Source organism: Dorea sp. AGR2135 (assembly GCF_000420885.1).
Classification (GTDB): domain Bacteria; phylum Bacillota; class Clostridia; order Lachnospirales; family Lachnospiraceae; genus Dorea; species Dorea formicigenerans.
The window spans coordinates 65,774-81,447 of the sequence record NZ_ATVU01000001.1 but is presented as its reverse complement, the minus strand read 5'-3'; the positions used below and the strand labels follow the sequence as shown (position 1 = coordinate 81,447).

The following is a 15,674-nucleotide window of genomic DNA, read 5'->3' as shown; positions in this document are numbered from 1 at the left end:
TCTCATACCTCCCTTGATGCTTGCTGTTTCCAGTCGTTCGTAATCATTCGATTCATTCTGCCGCATTTAAAATTGGTATCGAACTTTTTACTTTATGTTTTATTCTATCATATATGTATGTAATTGAAAACTAAAATTATAATTTTTTGTGTATTTTTCACATACAAAAGCATCATTCAAAATTACCCACATAATCCTTATTCACACGTATGACTTTCTGCGGGAGTTCTTTATATAATCGGAACTGCTTTTTCCGATTATACAAAAAAGAAGCTCTGCGTTCCTGTTACGGTTCGTAAAGCTTCTTTTATCTCTTATGTCAAATATGTAAGATCAAGTCTGATTCTATGCTGCAAATCTCGATTAGTTGTTGATCAGTTTGTCTTCTCCATTCCAGCTGTACAGCTTTCTAACTTCAGCTCCAACTTTCTCTGATGGGTGCTCAGCTGCAAGCTTTCTCATAGCCTGGAAGTGTACCTGACGTCCTGCCGGAGACATATCAAGTAAGAACTCTTTTGCAAATGTTCCGTCCTGGATATCAGAAAGAATCTTCTTCATAGCTTTCTTTGTATCCTCTGTAACAATCTTAGGTCCTGTTACATAGTCACCATACTCTGCAGTGTTAGAAATAGAATATCTCATTCCAGCGAATCCTGACTGATAAATTAAGTCTACAATCAGTTTCATCTCATGGATACATTCAAAGTAAGCATTTCTCGGATCATATCCTGCTTCGCAAAGTGTCTCAAATCCTGCCTGCATAAGTGCACAAACACCACCGCAAAGGACTGCCTGCTCACCGAAGAGGTCTGTCTCTGTCTCTGTTCTGTATGTTGTCTCAAGAAGTCCTGCTCTTGCTCCACCAATTGCAAGACCATAAGCTAATGTTCTGTCCCAAGCTTTCCCTGTAGCATCCTGCTCTACAGCGATAAGGCAAGGAGTTCCTTTTCCTGCAATATACTCGCTGCGAACTGTGTGTCCTGGTGCCTTAGGAGCGATCATTGTTACATCTACGTTCTTAGGTGGTTTGATGCATCCGAAGTGAATGTTGAAACCATGAGCGAACATTAACATGTTTCCTTCCTCAAGGTTTGGCTCGATGTCTTTCTTGTACATATCAGCCTGTAACTCATCATTGATAAGAATCATGATAATGTCTGCCTGCTTTGCTGCCTCTGCTGCTGTGTATACTTTCAATCCCTGCTCTTCAGCTTTCTTCCAGGATTTACTTCCCTCATAAAGACCTACGATTACGTCACATCCGGACTCTTTCAGGTTCAGAGCATGAGCATGTCCCTGACTACCATATCCGATGATAGCAATCTTCTGTCCTTCCAGTGCTGATAAATTACAATCTTCCTGATAAAAAATTCTTGCTGCCATTTTGACATTCCTCCTAATAAATATGTAAATTTAAATTGGTAACTACTCGATAAATGTGACATCCTTGATTCCTCTTGACAGTCCGGCAATTCCGGTTCTGGCAAGTTCCAGGATCTCATAACCATCCAGGAGCTGTAAGAACGCTTCCAGCTTCGACTGGGTTCCTGTAAGCTCAATCACGAGAGACTCTCTCTCTGCATCAACAATCTTTGCACGAAAGATATCAGCAATTGAAACAATCTCTGACCGCTGCTGTGCATTGGCACGGATCTTAACCAATATCAGTTCACGATATACGGATTCTTCCGGCTTTAAGACCTTCACTACGATCACGTCTTCCAGCTTGGCAATCTGCTTTTCAATCTGAGATAAAATAATCTCATCTCCACTGGATACAATCGTGATTCTCGTAAATCTTGGATCTGCCGTCACACCGGCTGTAATACTGTCGATGTTGTATCCTCTTCTTGTGAATAGTCCGGATATTCTACTTAATACTCCGGAATTGTTGTCAACTAATAATGAATAAACTCTCTGCATAATGCACCTCTTTCATGTATCTTTTCAAAAACAGAGTGCGTTCTGTTTTTAAATAATAGCAATATCTCATGTATTTGTCAAGTATCTATCTTATCTTTTCTAAGAACTTTTTTATTTTTTTTGATTTTTACTCTTTCTCACTGAACCAGGAAATATTCGTTCCGTCACTCGTTGCAATAATTGTTCCAAGTAGATCTGTGCGGTAAACCTGCACATCATCGTTATCCAGGCGCTCCAGCGTCTCCTGATGCGGATGTCCATAAGAATTATCCACGCCACAGCTGATAACAGCCCATGTTGGATTCGTTGCTTTTAAAAACACTTCACTTGTAGAAGTTCTGCTTCCGTGGTGTCCGCATTTTAACACATCACATTCCAACGCACTTCCAAATCTCTTCACCATTGCGCTCTCAGATTTCTCACTGGCATCTCCACACATGACAAAAGAATTCTCCCCGTGCACCAGTTTAATTCCTACTGAAGCATCATTGGTATCATCTGAACTGACCAGATCCGTTTCCGGACAAAGCACAGTAAATGTCGCATCTCCAAATCCGAACTCTTCGCCGACTTTTGGATGCTCTACCGGAACATTTTCTTTCTCAATATCATCCATAACTTCTTCATAAGTCATTGTATCATTCGCCACATCCGGCATAATAACCTGTTCTACCTCAATCTTCTCCAAAACATCATCGCCGCCACCTATGTGATCGGCATCCGGGTGTGTCAGAATCAGATAGTCAAGCTTGTCTATGCCCTGTTGATTCAGATAATCCACCACATCTTTTCCTTCATGGTTATTCCCAGCATCGATCATTGCATTATGGCCTTCTGTCTGAATAATTGTACAGTCACCCTGTCCTACATTGAAATAGGTCACTTTCATCTGACCGGTCGCAACCGTATCTGCAATGTTTTGTACAGGATCACCAGACATTCGTTCCATCAAATTCCCACGCTCCGCAAATCCGCCGATCAATGCAAGAATCAGCATGATTGCCACAGGAATTCCTTTTAGATTCTTATTCTTTTTTCTTCTAGCCATACTTACTTTCGCTCCCCTTATGTAATTTTCGCTCCCCTTTCATTCAGGTCTTGAAATCCATTTTTCGCTTCAAATTATTGTTCTTTTTCTCCTGACGTCAGATCAGCCATCCGTTTCTTGTAATACGCTTTTGTCTGATACAATGCTCCAACCGGATTGTGTGCAAGCACGCGGTCTTTTGTCACCAGCGTTGTCGTCAGTGTGCGTATATTTTGTATTGTTTATTTTGGTATAAATATTATCCTACAAGCGTTGAGCACAACTCACGCCAACTTTCATCACCCCTGCCAGCAGCATCACCCACACAGGATTCATCTTCACTTTCTGTATCAGAAAAATACAGATTACAAATATTGTAACCAGACCCCAGTTAGTTCCTGCAAAAGTAATCATATCATTTCCCCAAAATGCCGTAATGAGAATTGATATTCCTGCCGATGCTATCAATGCAACAACCGCTGGGCGCAAAGAGCCTAACACCCTCTGAAATAACTCCATATTCCGCCATTTTAGATAAATCTTTGCAATTACCGTTACAATAATACAAGACGGCAATATGTACCCGGCTGTTGCACAGAGTGCTCCTGGTATACCTGCAATCTTTTCACCTACAAATGTTGCTGAATTCACGGCTATTGGTCCCGGTGTCATCTGAGATATGGTAATCAGATCTGTAAATTCTGACATGCTAAGCCAGCTATGCGCTTTTACGACCTGACCCTGAATCAGAGGAAGCGCTGCATATCCACCTCCGAAACTGAACATGCCAACTTGGAGGAAACTTAAGAACAACTGCAAATAGATCATGCTTCTTTTCTCCTTTTTAAAAGAGTCCTTACCACACCAAATATAATACATGTCAGAATAATATATATTACATTCACATTCATGAAACATGCCGCAACAAATGCTCCAGCCATTATCAGAAGTGACATTTTGTCACCGCCTTTTGCTATACCATTTCCCATTTCGTAAGTCACACAGGCAATGACTGCAGCCACACCTGCCTGCATGCCTTCCAGCATCTGACTGATCAGCCAGTTATCACGAAATGCCTGATAACACATTGTAAGAATTGTGATAATCACGAATGGTGGAATAATTGCTCCTATAACCGCTACAAATGCTCCTATAAGCCCCGCCAGTTTATATCCCACCACAATCGCTCCATTAACTGCGATTGCTCCCGGTGCCGATTGTGCAATTGCCACAAGATCTAACATCTCATCATTTTCAATCCAGTGATATTCGTCCACGAATTTTTTCTTTAACAGGGAAACAATCACATATCCTCCACCGAAAGTAAATGTGCTCAGATATAAAGTTGAAATAAATAAATGAAATAGCATCTTTTTCTTATCTTCCACTATTTTCCCTTCCATAAATCAGTTATCCGACTGTTATAATATTCTTACAGACTCCAGTCTTCGAATCTCATTATCCGTCAGTTCCCATTGAAGATTTCTGCAGTTTTCTTCTACTCTGGCACGGCTCTGCGCCCCAATGATGCAACTGGATACAAATCTCTTCTGAATCACCCATTTCTCTGCGATCTGAGCCAAGGAAACATTTCTCTCTTCTGCAATCTGATCCATGATTGTTAACAGTTCCATTGCTTTTGAAAACAATGGTTCTTTAAAATATGGGTAAAATCGATTTCTGCTGTCAGTCTGCTCAAAGGTTCTAAGTTTTCGGTAATTTCCAGTCAGAATTCCGCCACCTAAAGTTCCATAAGTCATAATTCCAAGCCCTTGTTCATAAGCCCAGCGAATCAACTTCTCGTCTTTTCGGTCTGCCAGTGAATACTGTGGCTGAAAAGCTTCGATTTCGCAATATTTCTGGGCTTCTTCAATCTGTTCTTTTGAAAAATTAGAAACTCCTGCATGCAGAATTTTTCCTTCTTTTTTCAACGTACTCACCGCATCTATTGTCTCTTCCAGTTCAACATCCGGATCCGGCCAGTGTACCAGATAAATATCAATATAGTCTGTCTTTAGATTTTTCAGCGACTCGTCGCACTGCTTTAAAATACTCTCTTTTGAACCACAGCGAAGATATTTTCCATCTACGAATTTATTTCCACATTTTGTAGAAATGACCACCTCCCTGCGCTTTTTAAGCTTATTCAAAGTCTCACCAACATAACATTCTGCTTTTCCTGCATTGTAAGCCGGTGCTGTATCTATAAAATTAATACCACACTCCAGTGCTGCTTTAATTGCATCCATTCGTGACTCATCCGAATAACTGTCCCAGCCGGCACCTCCGATACCCCATGTTCCAAGACACAGCTTCGAAACCCTCAAGCCTGTTTTTCCAAACTCCTGATACTGCATATCTGTCACATTCCTTTCTGTCTGCTACGTTATCATTTATCATCTGTTTTGTTACTGCCTTTTATTATTCTACCAAATTACTTTCCATACGTCAAAACCGTCAGGAAACATATCCTGACGGTCATACTTTTTACTTTGTGTATTTATAAAATCCTTCTCCTGTGCAGACGCCTTTCTTGCCTGCATCGATTTTTTCTTTCAAGCGTTTTGCAATCTTTCCTGGTGTTGTCTCCGGATCTTTTGCCACCGGATCCATACAAACGATATTGTACGCAGTCTCCAGTCCCACAATATCAAGAATACGGAATGGCCCAAGTGGAGCTCCGGTAGCAAGACTCCATGTCAGATCAATTGTCTCCGGATCAGCCACATCATTTGCATAAAGTGCTTCTCCGGCATTCAAAAACGGAACTAACAGAGAGTTCAGAATATATCCCGGCTGTTCTTTATGTAATTTCAATGGAATCATACCAATCTGTCCGGCAAACTCTACAACCTCATCGTAATATTTTCCTTCTGTACCGGCATGCCCCATAATCTCAGCCGTGTTATTTTTCCAGATTTCATTTGCAAAATGCAGTGCAAGATATTTTTCCGGTCTTCCTGTGTACTGAGCAAATGCACTCGGTACCATAGTTGATGAATTTGTCACAATAACTGTCTTTTCCGGAAGAAGCGGCGCCATCTGCTGATAGAATGCAATCTTTGCTTTCGGATCTTCTGATAAAGATTCAATCACAAGGTCTGCATCTGCCATTGCTTTCGCCATATCAAGTTCATATATAAGACTTTCAAATGCCTGGTCAGCCTGCGCTTTTAATTCCTCTACTTTTTCTACTGTCAGATTCTCAAAATCATCAACCAGACCTCTCGGATACAGCTTTGTTCCTGTTCCGATCAAAGCTTTTGTCGCCTCCAGATCTTTTAAATATGTCTCATGCCATCTTGCAAATTTCGGCTTTGCACGTTCAATGGAGCCTTCACTTCGAAGCCATACCGTCACATCAAATCCTTTGTATGCAACCTGGTAAGCGATCTGGCTCCCCAGCACACCACCGCCTACAACTACAACCTTTTTAAACGCCATAATTTTGTCCTCCTTGTTATAAAATTGACCAACTGTCATCTAATATTTGAGCAATTATATAATAGTAAGGTAAATATTTCAATATCTTTCGACAACTCAAAATACTACAAAATCAAAAAATTGTATTAAAGTTCACACTTATAAACGTAAAGAGAAGCCTAGCATACGCTAAGCTCCTCTCATTATTCCATTATTATTTCTGCTTTTCTGGCGGTTTCTTAGAATTTACCAGCCTTTGCTGCTTCCTCTACGGAAACTGCTACTGCAACAGTCATACCAACCATCGGGTTGTTACCTGCTCCGATGAGACCCATCATCTCTACGTGAGCCGGTACAGAAGATGATCCTGCAAACTGTGCATCTGAGTGCATACGTCCAAGTGTATCTGTCATACCATAAGATGCTGGACCTGCAGCCATGTTATCTGGATGAAGTGTACGTCCTGTACCACCACCAGATGCTACTGAGAAGTATTTTTTACCTTTCTCAACACACTCTTTTTTGTACGTTCCTGCTACTGGATGCTGGAAACGTGTCGGGTTTGTAGAGTTACCTGTGATAGATACATCTACACCCTCTTTCCACATGATTGCAACACCTTCACGCACATCATTTGCTCCATAGCAGTTTACTTTGGAACGAAGTCCATCAGAATAAGAGATTCTCTGAACCTCTTTCAGCTCTCCTGTATAGTAGTCATATTCTGTCTGAACATATGTAAATCCATTGATACGGGAGATAATCTTAGCTGCGTCTTTTCCAAGTCCGTTCAAGATAACACGAAGTGGTTTTTTACGAACTTTGTTTGCTTTTTCAGCGATACCGATCGCACCCTCTGCTGCTGCAAATGATTCATGTCCTGCGAGGAAACAGAAGCAGTCTGTATCCTCTTCCAAAAGCATCTTTCCAAGGTTACCATGTCCAAGACCAACTTTTCTCTGATCTGCTACAGATCCTGGAATACAGAAAGACTGAAGTCCTTCACCGATTGCTGCTGCTGCTTCTGCTGCTGTCTTACAGCCTTTTTTGATTGCAATTGCAGCACCTACTGTGTAAGCCCAGCATGCATTCTCAAAACAGATTGGCTGAATGCTCTTAATCTGATTGTATACATCAAGTCCGGCATCTTTTGTAATCTTCTGTGCTTCCTCGATTGAAGCGATTCCATATCCTGCCAGCACTTCATTGATTTTATCAATTCTTCTTTCATATGATTCAAATAAAGCCATTTTAAAAAGTCCTCCTACTCTTTTCTTGGGTCAATAATCTTTGCTGCGTCTTCAACACGACCATACTGTCCTTTTGCCTTTTCCCATGCATCATTCGGTGTATCGCCTTTTTTGATGAAGTCTGTAAGTTTTCCAAGATTTACGAACTGGTATCCGATGATCTCGCCTGCTTCATCGAGTGCGATACCTGTTACATAACCCTCTGCCATCTCAAGATAACGAGGTCCTTTTGCTAATGTTCCGTACATTGTTCCTACCTGAGAGCGGAGTCCTTTTCCAAGGTCCTCAAGTCCTGCTCCGATAGCAAGTCCGTCTTCAGAAAATGCGCTCTGAGTTCTTCCATATACAATCTGTAAGAATAACTCACGCATTGCTGTATTGATTGCATCACAGACAAGGTCTGTATTCAATGCCTCTAAAATAGTTTTTCCTGGAAGGATTTCTGAAGCCATAGCAGCTGAATGTGTCATTCCGGAGCAGCCGATTGTCTCAACCAATGCCTCCTGGATAATTCCATCTTTCACATTCAGTGTCAGCTTACAAGCACCCTGCTGAGGAGCACACCAGCCAATGCCGTGTGTAAAACCGGAAATATCTTTGATCTCCTTAGCCTGAACCCATTTTGCCTCTTCCGGAATCGGAGCTGGTCCGTGATTAGCGCCCTGCGCTACCGGACACATCATTTCTACTTCTTGTGAATAAATCATTTTAAAACTCCTTTCAACTATGTGTGTTTTATAAATAGTGTTTGTTATAAGTTTAACACCATATCCTTTTTTATTCTCTCATAAATAACATTTTTCGTCAATTGGCACTACGCTACATTTTTAAATTGTTTGGACCGCTTTTTATAGTCATTCTACTTAAGAATTTCCATTGCCATAGGCACATAACATTTTCCATGTATCATCTGCATCTCATCGATTGGTTTCATGCCCATGTGGATATATTTTTTCACCGCCTCTGGAGCAGCATCAACGGTCATAATAGTCTTATGCAGTTCTTCCTTACAATACCTTTTCGCATAGTCAAAAAGTAACCTTCCAGCACCTTTTCCCTGGCAGGATCTGCGCACATAATAATTACAAATGTGTCCCCGCCTCTGAAGGGATATAGTTCCTTCCAGTTCTTCTTGTTCAAATACACCGAACATCAGAAGTTCGCCGCTATCACAGAGCTGGTCGATATTCTCCTGTTTTAAATATTCGCGAAATGTATCAATCCCTTCCTGCTCATACACCTCGGCCACATCCATGCAAAAAACGCTCCAGATAATATCCAGAGCGTATTTCCTTTCCTGTTTTTCCAGTTCACGTACGATCATTACATACCTCCATGTGTCAGCACCTGCACATTCTTTGCAATATAGTCGATCAGTGATACAACTGTCAGGATCAGTGAAAGCCAGATTAGAACTGTGCCAACGATATCGAACGCACCTCCAAGATCTGCAATCAATACAATGATCATGAACATCTGGGATACTGTCTTAAATTTGCCCCAGTAACTTGCTGCGATGACAATTCCATTATCTGCAGCCACAAGGCGGAATCCGCTAATAATAAACTCACGGGCAATGATGATGATGACGAACCATGCCTGTAATTTTCCTAACGGAATCATACAGATCATAGCAGAACACACAAGCAACTTATCTGCTAAAGGATCCATGAACTTTCCAAAGTTTGTCACAAGATTTCTTGCGCGGGCGATCTTACCATCCAGCATATCTGTCAGACTGGCAACACAGAACAAAACTAACGCGATCCATTTATTTGCCGGTCCTCCCACATCCGTCAACATAAAAAATACAAAAAACGGAACCATGATAACTCGTAATACTGTCAGTTTATTTGGTAAATTCATTATATCAGCTCTCCTATCAAATCATATTCCAGTGCACCTGTCACGCGGACTCTTGCAAAATCTCCACTCATCAATTCTTCGTCTGTATTGATAAAGATCAAGCCATCCACATTCGGTGCATCTTTATAAGTTCTTCCTACATATGCATTTTCATCTGCAACTTTTCCTTCAATCATAACGAGAACTTCACGTCCGACCATATCTTCTGCCAGATCAAATGCGATTTCCTGCTGAAGTTCCATCAATTCTGCCTGGCGGTCTTCCTTGACTTCTTCCGGAATCTGCTCTGTCATAGTTGCAGCTGGGGTATCTTCCTCCGGTGAGTAAGTAAAAACTCCAAGTCTGTCAAATTCCATCTCATCTACGAAATCCTTCAGCTCTTCATGCTGTTCTTGTGTCTCACCCGGAAATCCTGTAATCAATGTGGTACGAAGAGAAATATCCGGGATCTCTTTTCGAAGCTTTTCAATAATCTCTACAAGCTGAGCTTTTGAAGTTTTTCTTCCCATTCTTTTTAGCACTGCATCACTTGCATGTTGAATCGGAAGATCCAGATAGTGACAGACTTTATTTTCTTCTTTAATCGTCTGAATCAGTTCATCGTAAATCTCCTCCGGATAACAATAAAGAATTCGGATCCACTGGATTTTGGATATTTTACAAAGCTCGCGGAGCAATTTATGCAAAGATTTCTCTCCATATAAATCCTTTCCGTATACGGTCGTTTCCTGTGCAACAAGAATCAATTCTTTTACTCCCTGATCAGCCAGGGCTTTCGCTTCTGCCAGCAGCTTCTCCATCGGAACACTGCGGTAATTACCACGAAGTTTTGGGATGATACAGTAAGTACAATGCTTGTCGCAGCCTTCGGCAATTTTCATGTATGCATAATGCCCGCCTGTTGTTACAAGTCTCTTTTCTTTTACATCTGGAAGTGCATCCACATCTTCCAGAACAACATGTCCATTTCCCGCAAGAGCCTCTTCCACCGCTTCTACGATATGATCATAAGAAGTAGTGCCAAGTACTGCATCAACTTCCGGTATCTCGTCAATAATCTCCTGCTGATAGCGCTGTGCCAGGCACCCGGTCACGATCAGAGCTTTCAGCTTCCCTTCTTTTTTGTACTCTGCCATCTCAAGAATGGTCTGAATGCTTTCCTCCTTTGCATCATGAATAAAACAGCAGGTATTAACAACAATAATATCTGCGTCTTCTTCTGAATCTACGATCAGATATCCCTTTTTATCCAAAAGCCCAAGCATGACCTCTGAATCCACCAGGTTCTTATCACAGCCGAGGGATATAAATAAAATATTCATATAGTTCTCCTTGTATGTCTTATTTAAAAAGCAGATACCAGACGGTATCTGCCTCAGGCACACGGCACACCGTGTAGTAATCTCTCTATTCGTTATCTTCAGACTCTTCTACTGCTTCTGCGTCTTCCTCTGAATCCTCTTCCTGAATATTCAAGAAATCTTCCTCTGCATTCTCCTCTGCCTGCTTTGCTTCCAGTTCCACAAGTTTTGCAGCCTCTTCTTCAGCAAGTATAGTGATCTTTCCCTGATTCATCTCGCTGATCGCGATAGAAAGCGGCTTCTCACCCGGTTTTGTATCTACTAATGGCATTGAACCATCAATAATCTCTCGTGCTCTTTTAGCTGTAGCCATAACGATAGAATAACGGCTGTTAACAACCTTTGTCTCGCCTTCCTCAACGTCTTTATTAACGACCTTCATTAAGTCTGTGTAAGATGGATGTAACATGTACACTATTCTCCTTTCAACTCTCTCTTCATATGCTCTATAAATGTCTGATTACGGAAACATCTCTCATGTTCTCCCTGAATCAGATGATGCATCTCTTCCACGCACACATCTAATTCATCGTTCACGACCAGATAATCATACTGATCCATATATTCTGCCTCTTCAATAGCGCGCTTCATACGCCCATCGATGACTTCCCGTGTCTCAGTCCCCCGTCCTTCCAGACGCTTTCTGAGTTCTTCTGCGCTCGGAGGTGTTACGAACAGTAATAATGTATTCGGAAATTTTTCTTTGACTTTCAATGCGCCCTGGATTTCAATCTCCAGGATTACATCTTTCCCTGCACAAAGTTGCTCTTCTACATATGCTTTCGGTGTTCCGTAATAATTTCCCACGTACATAGCATACTCTATCAAATCATCTTTCGCAATCATTTTTTCAAATTCTTCAGTTGTTTTGAAAAAATAAGCCTTTCCTTCTTCTTCTCCCGGTCTTGGGTTTCTTGTTGTTGCAGAGATGGATAATGCATAATTATCATATCTCTCCAGAAGTGCTTTCATAATCGTACCTTTGCCGGCACCGGAAAACCCGGATACTACAATAAGAATTCCCTCTTTATTCATAGCTATACCTCTTATTCAATATTCTGGATCTGTTCTCTGACCTTCTCAATCTCTGTCTTTAACCCAATTCCTGTATTGGAAACTTCCAAGTCATTTGCCTTTGACAAGATTGTATTTGCTTCACGGTTCATCTCCTGTGCAATAAAATCAAGCTTGCGTCCGATTCCTGCCTCATCTGACTGGAGCGTCTCTTTCATATGTACGACATGACTCTTCAGTCGTACGACCTCTTCATCTGTACAGATCTTATCTGCATAAATCACAACTTCTGCTGCAATACGATTCTCCTCGATCTGCGTATCTTCAAGAAGTTCTTTAACTTTGGCTTCCAGCTTTTCTCTATACTCGGCAACGATCTTCGGAGAACGCTCCTCGATAAATGCTACCATCTCAAGAATTCCATCAAGCTTTGCAAGAATATCTTCTCTCAGATGTTCTCCCTCTGCAGTCCTTGTAGTTACAAATCCGTCAACGGCTCCATCCAGTGCTTTTTTAAGTCCTTTCCAAAGTTCATCGGTATCCTCACTGCCCTCTTCCATTGTAAATATCTCAGGATATCTGGAAAGTGCAGACACACGGACATCATTCTCAATGCCAAACTTTTCTTCCATCTGCTTGAAATATTCAAGATATTCTGCTGCCAGACTTTCATTATACTTTAATGAAACCTGTCCGTCAGATAAATCCTCATAGCTGATAAAGATGTCTACTTTTCCTCTCTGGATTCTTTTCTTGATTTCTGTCCTGATTGCCGTCTCGAAGAAATTCAGTTTCTTCGGCATACGGATACTCATATCCAGATAGCGGTGATTCACGCCTTTCATCTCTACGGTAAACTTGCGGTCTCCCTCTGATATTTCACATCTTCCGAAACCGGTCATACTCTTGATCATGTGTATTACCTCTTCTTTTCAGTAATAAATACGGTTTTAACCGTACGTTTTATTATACTTCATTTGGATTTTTGAGTCAACTATGGTATGATATGAAAAGTAAACATTTATCATACATTTATAACATTATTTTAAAGGAGTGCTTATATTATGGCATTTGACGGAACAACAATCGCAGCAGTTCGAAAAGAACTTTCCGATTCTATCCTTGGCGGACGCATCTACAAAATTGCACAGCCGGAACCGGACGAACTGTTGATCACAATAAAAACACCCGAAGGGCAACGCAAACTATATATTTCTGCAAGTGCATCTCTTCCATTGATTTATCTCACTGATGAGAATAAACCGAGTCCTATGACTGCACCTGGTTTTTGTATGCTTCTTCGCAAATATGTTGGGAATGGGCGTATCACAGCTATCTCACAGCCTGGTCTGGAACGTATTTTATTCTTTGATATTGAGCATTTAAATGAACTGGGGGACCTTTGCCGTAAGCGTCTGATCGTAGAAATCATGGGCAAGCACAGCAATATCATCTTCTGCGATGATAAAGATAAGATTCTGGACAGCATTAAGCATGTTTCCGCACAAATGAGTTCTGTCCGGGAAGTCCTTCCTGGAAGAACCTATTTCATCCCGGACACGATGTCTAAACTGGACCCGCTCACAGTTTCTTTTAAAAACTTTGTCCTGGCACTGAGAGAAAAACCTGCTGCCCTTGGAAAAGCAATCTACACAAGCTTTACCGGTATCAGTCCTGTAGTAGCGGAACATATCGTCTCGGGGTCCGGACTGGATACGGATATTCCGGCTTCCGACATTTCCGAAGATATGCTCATTCACCTGTACCGCCAGTTTTCCTACTATATCGAAGACCTGAAGGAAGGAAATTTCCACCCAGTGATTTACTATAGCAACGAAGTGCCAAAAGAATTCACCGCCATTCCATTTTCTCATTATGGAAATTACCGGGCAGAATGCTTCGATTCCATCTCACGGGTGCTTCGCACTTATTATGCGACTCGCAACACCGTAACACGGATACGTCAGAAAAGTGCAGACCTGCGCCATGTTGTGCAGACGAATCTGGAACGTGCAAGGAAAAAATATGACTTACAATCCAAACAACTACAAGGAACCGAAGACCGTGAAAAATACAAAGTTTACGGAGAACTGATCAACACTTATGGTTACAACCTTGATCCGGAAGCAAAGTCATTGACCTGCCTGAATTACTATACGAACGAAGATATTACGATTCCATTGGATTCACAGAAAACTCCTCAGGAAAATGCACAAAAATATTTTGCAAAATACAATAAGCAGAAGCGTACTTTTGAGGCGCTGTCCGAACTGATCCAGGAGACAGCTGATGAGATCAGCTATCTGGAATCCGTCAGCAACTCTCTGGACATTGCGCTAAGCGAAGCGGATCTGGGACAGATCAAAGAAGAATTGACTGCCAGCGGCTATGTGCGCAGAAAATTCACAAAGAAAAAAGTAAAACTGACTAACAAACCAATGCACTACATCTCCAGTGACGGATATGACATTTACGTTGGTAAAAATAATATCCAGAACGATGAACTGACTTTCTCTTTTGCAAATGGCGGTGACTGGTGGTTTCACGCAAAAGGTGCTCCCGGATCCCACGTCATTGTCAAGACAAATGGCGATGAACTTCCGGACCGTACTTTTGAAGAAGCCGGACGGCTGGCTGCTTATTATTCTAAGAACCGCGGCAGTGATAAAGTCGAGATTGACTACATTGAAAAGAAGCATGTCAAGAAACCAAACGGAGCAAAACCCGGGTTTGTGGTTTATTATACAAACTACTCTCTCGTTATTGACTCTGACATCAGCAACATAAAAGTCGTGCAGGATTAATTCCCGCACGACCTTTTTCGTATTATACTTACGATTTTCACTTATTCTATCATTTATTACAGAATATCATCAAACAGCTTTTCTTTATAAACGCCCTCTTCAATCAACTTCTTGAAAGATTCTACAACTGAGTCCTTATCTTCTTTGTAAGTAACTCCGAACCATTTATCCTGTGTTTCAAGGACTTTAACCGTCACTTCGCCTTTCTGAAGTAACTCATCAATGTAAATCGGAAGCAGATACTCTCCCTTTAGCACATCCACATCTGGTTTTTCAAAAAATTCCTTGAATCCTTTTTCCAGTGTCTCTACGAACTCCGGTGTCAGTCCCCACATATTCATCGATACATGGGAATTCTCATCAATTGGCTCCTGTCCGTCTTCTTTCTGGACTGCTGCCTTATTCCCCACTTTTACAATGTTCTTTGTCTCGTCAATTCCGGTCAGGTATCCATTCTCATTGACCTGGCATACACCTCTTGTAACGCCGCCGTTTTCACTGAGTGTATTCTTCAGAATAAACCCTGCCGCACAAAAATCTGTTGGTTTCTCCGGTGTGTACTCCTCCAGAAAATCATGCAGTTTAAAAAATGATTCTTTTCCATAATAGTCATCTGCATTAATTACCGCAAATGGCTCTTTTATAAGACCCTTACATGCCAGAACTGCCTGACCTGTTCCCCATGGCTTTGTACGGTCTTTTGGAAGTTTTACTCCTTTTGGAAGATCGTCGATTGCCTGGAATGCATAGTCAATCTCTACGTTTAATTGTTTACAGATAGCTTCGATTCTCTCTCCGATAACCTCCCGGAAGGCTTCCTCTATGTCCTTGCGGATAATAAATATAATCTTGTTAAATCCAGCTTCGATTGCATCATGAATGGAATAGTCCATAATGATCTCTCCATGCATTCCAACCGGCTCTAACTGCTTAATTCCTCCACCAAATCTGGAACCGATCCCGGCAGCCATAATAACTAATGATGTTTTCATCCTTTTACCTCCAT

At 41.4% G+C, this 15,674-nt stretch carries 17 protein-coding genes and 1 pseudogene; 1 reads left to right on the top strand and 17 read right to left on the bottom strand.

Going from position 1 to position 15,674, the window contains the following annotated elements:
• Positions 1 to 363 precede the first annotated feature (363 nt).
• The 16 genes and pseudogenes from ilvC to G593_RS0100310 all read right to left on the bottom strand — a co-directional run bounded on the left by ilvC (position 364) and on the right by G593_RS0100310 (position 12,778).
• Entirely contained in the window at positions 364 to 1,383 is a 1,020-nt protein-coding gene (gene ilvC / locus G593_RS0100385) for a ketol-acid reductoisomerase (protein WP_005336677.1), read from the bottom strand.
• 42 nt (positions 1,384 to 1,425) lie between these two features.
• Complete coding sequence (gene ilvN, locus G593_RS0100380; RefSeq protein WP_005331079.1) at positions 1,426 to 1,923, bottom strand: acetolactate synthase small subunit; 498 nt, start codon at positions 1,921 to 1,923, stop codon at positions 1,426 to 1,428.
• A gap of 127 nt (positions 1,924 to 2,050) precedes the next feature.
• Complete coding sequence (locus G593_RS0100375; RefSeq protein WP_029730383.1) at positions 2,051 to 2,971, bottom strand: ComEC/Rec2 family competence protein; 921 nt, start codon at positions 2,969 to 2,971, stop codon at positions 2,051 to 2,053.
• Positions 2,972 to 3,045: 74 nt separating this feature from the next.
• Positions 3,046 to 3,171, bottom strand: a pseudogene (locus G593_RS21380) (DUF1847 domain-containing protein); the annotation flags it as partial.
• 43 nt (positions 3,172 to 3,214) lie between these two features.
• Positions 3,215 to 3,778 (bottom strand): chromate transporter, encoded by a 564-nt coding sequence (locus G593_RS0100365; RefSeq protein WP_005336696.1) that lies wholly within the window; start codon positions 3,776 to 3,778, stop codon positions 3,215 to 3,217.
• A complete protein-coding gene (locus G593_RS0100360) occupies positions 3,775 to 4,353 on the bottom strand; it encodes a chromate transporter (protein WP_022279335.1) in 579 nt (192 codons plus the stop codon). Before G593_RS0100360 ends, G593_RS0100365 begins: the two co-directional genes overlap by 4 nt.
• Before the next feature lie 18 nt (positions 4,354 to 4,371).
• Complete coding sequence (locus G593_RS0100355) at positions 4,372 to 5,307, bottom strand: aldo/keto reductase (RefSeq protein ID WP_022279334.1); 936 nt, start codon at positions 5,305 to 5,307, stop codon at positions 4,372 to 4,374.
• 130 nt (positions 5,308 to 5,437) lie between these two features.
• Entirely contained in the window at positions 5,438 to 6,394 is a 957-nt protein-coding gene (locus tag G593_RS0100350; RefSeq protein ID WP_029730382.1) for a 3-hydroxyacyl-CoA dehydrogenase, read from the bottom strand.
• 218 nt (positions 6,395 to 6,612) lie between these two features.
• Positions 6,613 to 7,623: a GGGtGRT protein gene (locus tag G593_RS0100345; protein ID WP_005331087.1), complete on the bottom strand. Its 1,011-nt coding sequence runs from the start codon at positions 7,621 to 7,623 to the stop codon at positions 6,613 to 6,615.
• A 14-nt stretch (positions 7,624 to 7,637) separates the two neighbouring features.
• On the bottom strand, positions 7,638 to 8,330 hold the full coding sequence (locus tag G593_RS0100340; protein ID WP_005331089.1) for an iron-sulfur cluster assembly scaffold protein: 693 nt from the start codon (positions 8,328 to 8,330) through the stop codon (positions 7,638 to 7,640).
• 152 nt (positions 8,331 to 8,482) lie between these two features.
• Positions 8,483 to 8,947, bottom strand: a complete 465-nt coding sequence (locus G593_RS0100335) for a GNAT family N-acetyltransferase (protein WP_022279332.1) — start codon at positions 8,945 to 8,947, stop codon at positions 8,483 to 8,485.
• Positions 8,947 to 9,489: a CDP-diacylglycerol--glycerol-3-phosphate 3-phosphatidyltransferase gene (gene pgsA / locus G593_RS0100330; RefSeq protein WP_005336706.1), complete on the bottom strand. Its 543-nt coding sequence runs from the start codon at positions 9,487 to 9,489 to the stop codon at positions 8,947 to 8,949. The genes G593_RS0100335 and pgsA overlap by 1 nt, the downstream gene beginning before the upstream one ends.
• Entirely contained in the window at positions 9,489 to 10,811 is a 1,323-nt protein-coding gene (rimO, locus tag G593_RS0100325) for a 30S ribosomal protein S12 methylthiotransferase RimO (protein ID WP_005336707.1), read from the bottom strand. The genes pgsA and rimO overlap by 1 nt, the downstream gene beginning before the upstream one ends.
• Positions 10,812 to 10,896: 85 nt before the next feature.
• Positions 10,897 to 11,259 (bottom strand): DNA-directed RNA polymerase subunit omega, encoded by a 363-nt coding sequence (gene rpoZ, locus G593_RS0100320; protein ID WP_005336709.1) that lies wholly within the window; start codon positions 11,257 to 11,259, stop codon positions 10,897 to 10,899.
• A gap of 5 nt (positions 11,260 to 11,264) precedes the next feature.
• Positions 11,265 to 11,885 carry a guanylate kinase gene (gene gmk / locus G593_RS0100315; protein WP_005336711.1) on the bottom strand — a complete coding sequence of 207 codons (621 nt, stop codon included), beginning with the start codon at positions 11,883 to 11,885 and terminating at the stop codon, positions 11,265 to 11,267.
• 11 nt (positions 11,886 to 11,896) lie between these two features.
• Positions 11,897 to 12,778, bottom strand: coding sequence for a YicC/YloC family endoribonuclease (locus G593_RS0100310; RefSeq protein ID WP_005331095.1), 882 nt, complete (start codon positions 12,776 to 12,778; stop codon positions 11,897 to 11,899).
• Positions 12,779 to 12,928: 150 nt separating this feature from the next.
• Here G593_RS0100310 and G593_RS0100305 point away from each other — a divergent pair, with 150 nt between their 5' ends.
• Positions 12,929 to 14,668 (top strand): Rqc2 family fibronectin-binding protein, encoded by a 1,740-nt coding sequence (locus tag G593_RS0100305; protein ID WP_029730381.1) that lies wholly within the window; start codon positions 12,929 to 12,931, stop codon positions 14,666 to 14,668.
• A 56-nt stretch (positions 14,669 to 14,724) separates the two neighbouring features.
• Here the strand turns inward: G593_RS0100305 and G593_RS0100300 are convergent, their stop codons facing one another.
• Positions 14,725 to 15,660 (bottom strand): nucleotidyltransferase family protein, encoded by a 936-nt coding sequence (locus G593_RS0100300; RefSeq protein ID WP_005331098.1) that lies wholly within the window; start codon positions 15,658 to 15,660, stop codon positions 14,725 to 14,727.
• Between the last annotated feature and the right edge of the window lie 14 nt (positions 15,661 to 15,674).

Coding starts and splice junctions, on each gene's coding strand:
- ilvC (WP_005336677.1), bottom strand. CDS start 1,383: ATGGCAGCAAGAATTTTTTATCAGGAAGATTGTAATTTATCAGCACTG.
- ilvN (WP_005331079.1), bottom strand. CDS start 1,923: ATGCAGAGAGTTTATTCATTATTAGTTGACAACAATTCCGGAGTATTA.
- G593_RS0100375 (WP_029730383.1), bottom strand. CDS start 2,971: ATGGCTAGAAGAAAAAAGAATAAGAATCTAAAAGGAATTCCTGTGGCA.
- G593_RS0100365 (WP_005336696.1), bottom strand. CDS start 3,778: ATGATCTATTTGCAGTTGTTCTTAAGTTTCCTCCAAGTTGGCATGTTC.
- G593_RS0100360 (WP_022279335.1), bottom strand. CDS start 4,353: ATGGAAGGGAAAATAGTGGAAGATAAGAAAAAGATGCTATTTCATTTA.
- G593_RS0100355 (WP_022279334.1), bottom strand. CDS start 5,307: ATGCAGTATCAGGAGTTTGGAAAAACAGGCTTGAGGGTTTCGAAGCTG.
- G593_RS0100350 (WP_029730382.1), bottom strand. CDS start 6,394: ATGGCGTTTAAAAAGGTTGTAGTTGTAGGCGGTGGTGTGCTGGGGAGC.
- G593_RS0100345 (WP_005331087.1), bottom strand. CDS start 7,623: ATGGCTTTATTTGAATCATATGAAAGAAGAATTGATAAAATCAATGAA.
- G593_RS0100340 (WP_005331089.1), bottom strand. CDS start 8,330: ATGATTTATTCACAAGAAGTAGAAATGATGTGTCCGGTAGCGCAGGGC.
- G593_RS0100335 (WP_022279332.1), bottom strand. CDS start 8,947: ATGATCGTACGTGAACTGGAAAAACAGGAAAGGAAATACGCTCTGGAT.
- pgsA (WP_005336706.1), bottom strand. CDS start 9,489: ATGAATTTACCAAATAAACTGACAGTATTACGAGTTATCATGGTTCCG.
- rimO (WP_005336707.1), bottom strand. CDS start 10,811: ATGAATATTTTATTTATATCCCTCGGCTGTGATAAGAACCTGGTGGAT.
- rpoZ (WP_005336709.1), bottom strand. CDS start 11,259: ATGTTACATCCATCTTACACAGACTTAATGAAGGTCGTTAATAAAGAC.
- gmk (WP_005336711.1), bottom strand. CDS start 11,885: ATGAATAAAGAGGGAATTCTTATTGTAGTATCCGGGTTTTCCGGTGCC.
- G593_RS0100310 (WP_005331095.1), bottom strand. CDS start 12,778: ATGATCAAGAGTATGACCGGTTTCGGAAGATGTGAAATATCAGAGGGA.
- G593_RS0100305 (WP_029730381.1), top strand. CDS start 12,929: ATGGCATTTGACGGAACAACAATCGCAGCAGTTCGAAAAGAACTTTCC.
- G593_RS0100300 (WP_005331098.1), bottom strand. CDS start 15,660: ATGAAAACATCATTAGTTATTATGGCTGCCGGGATCGGTTCCAGATTT.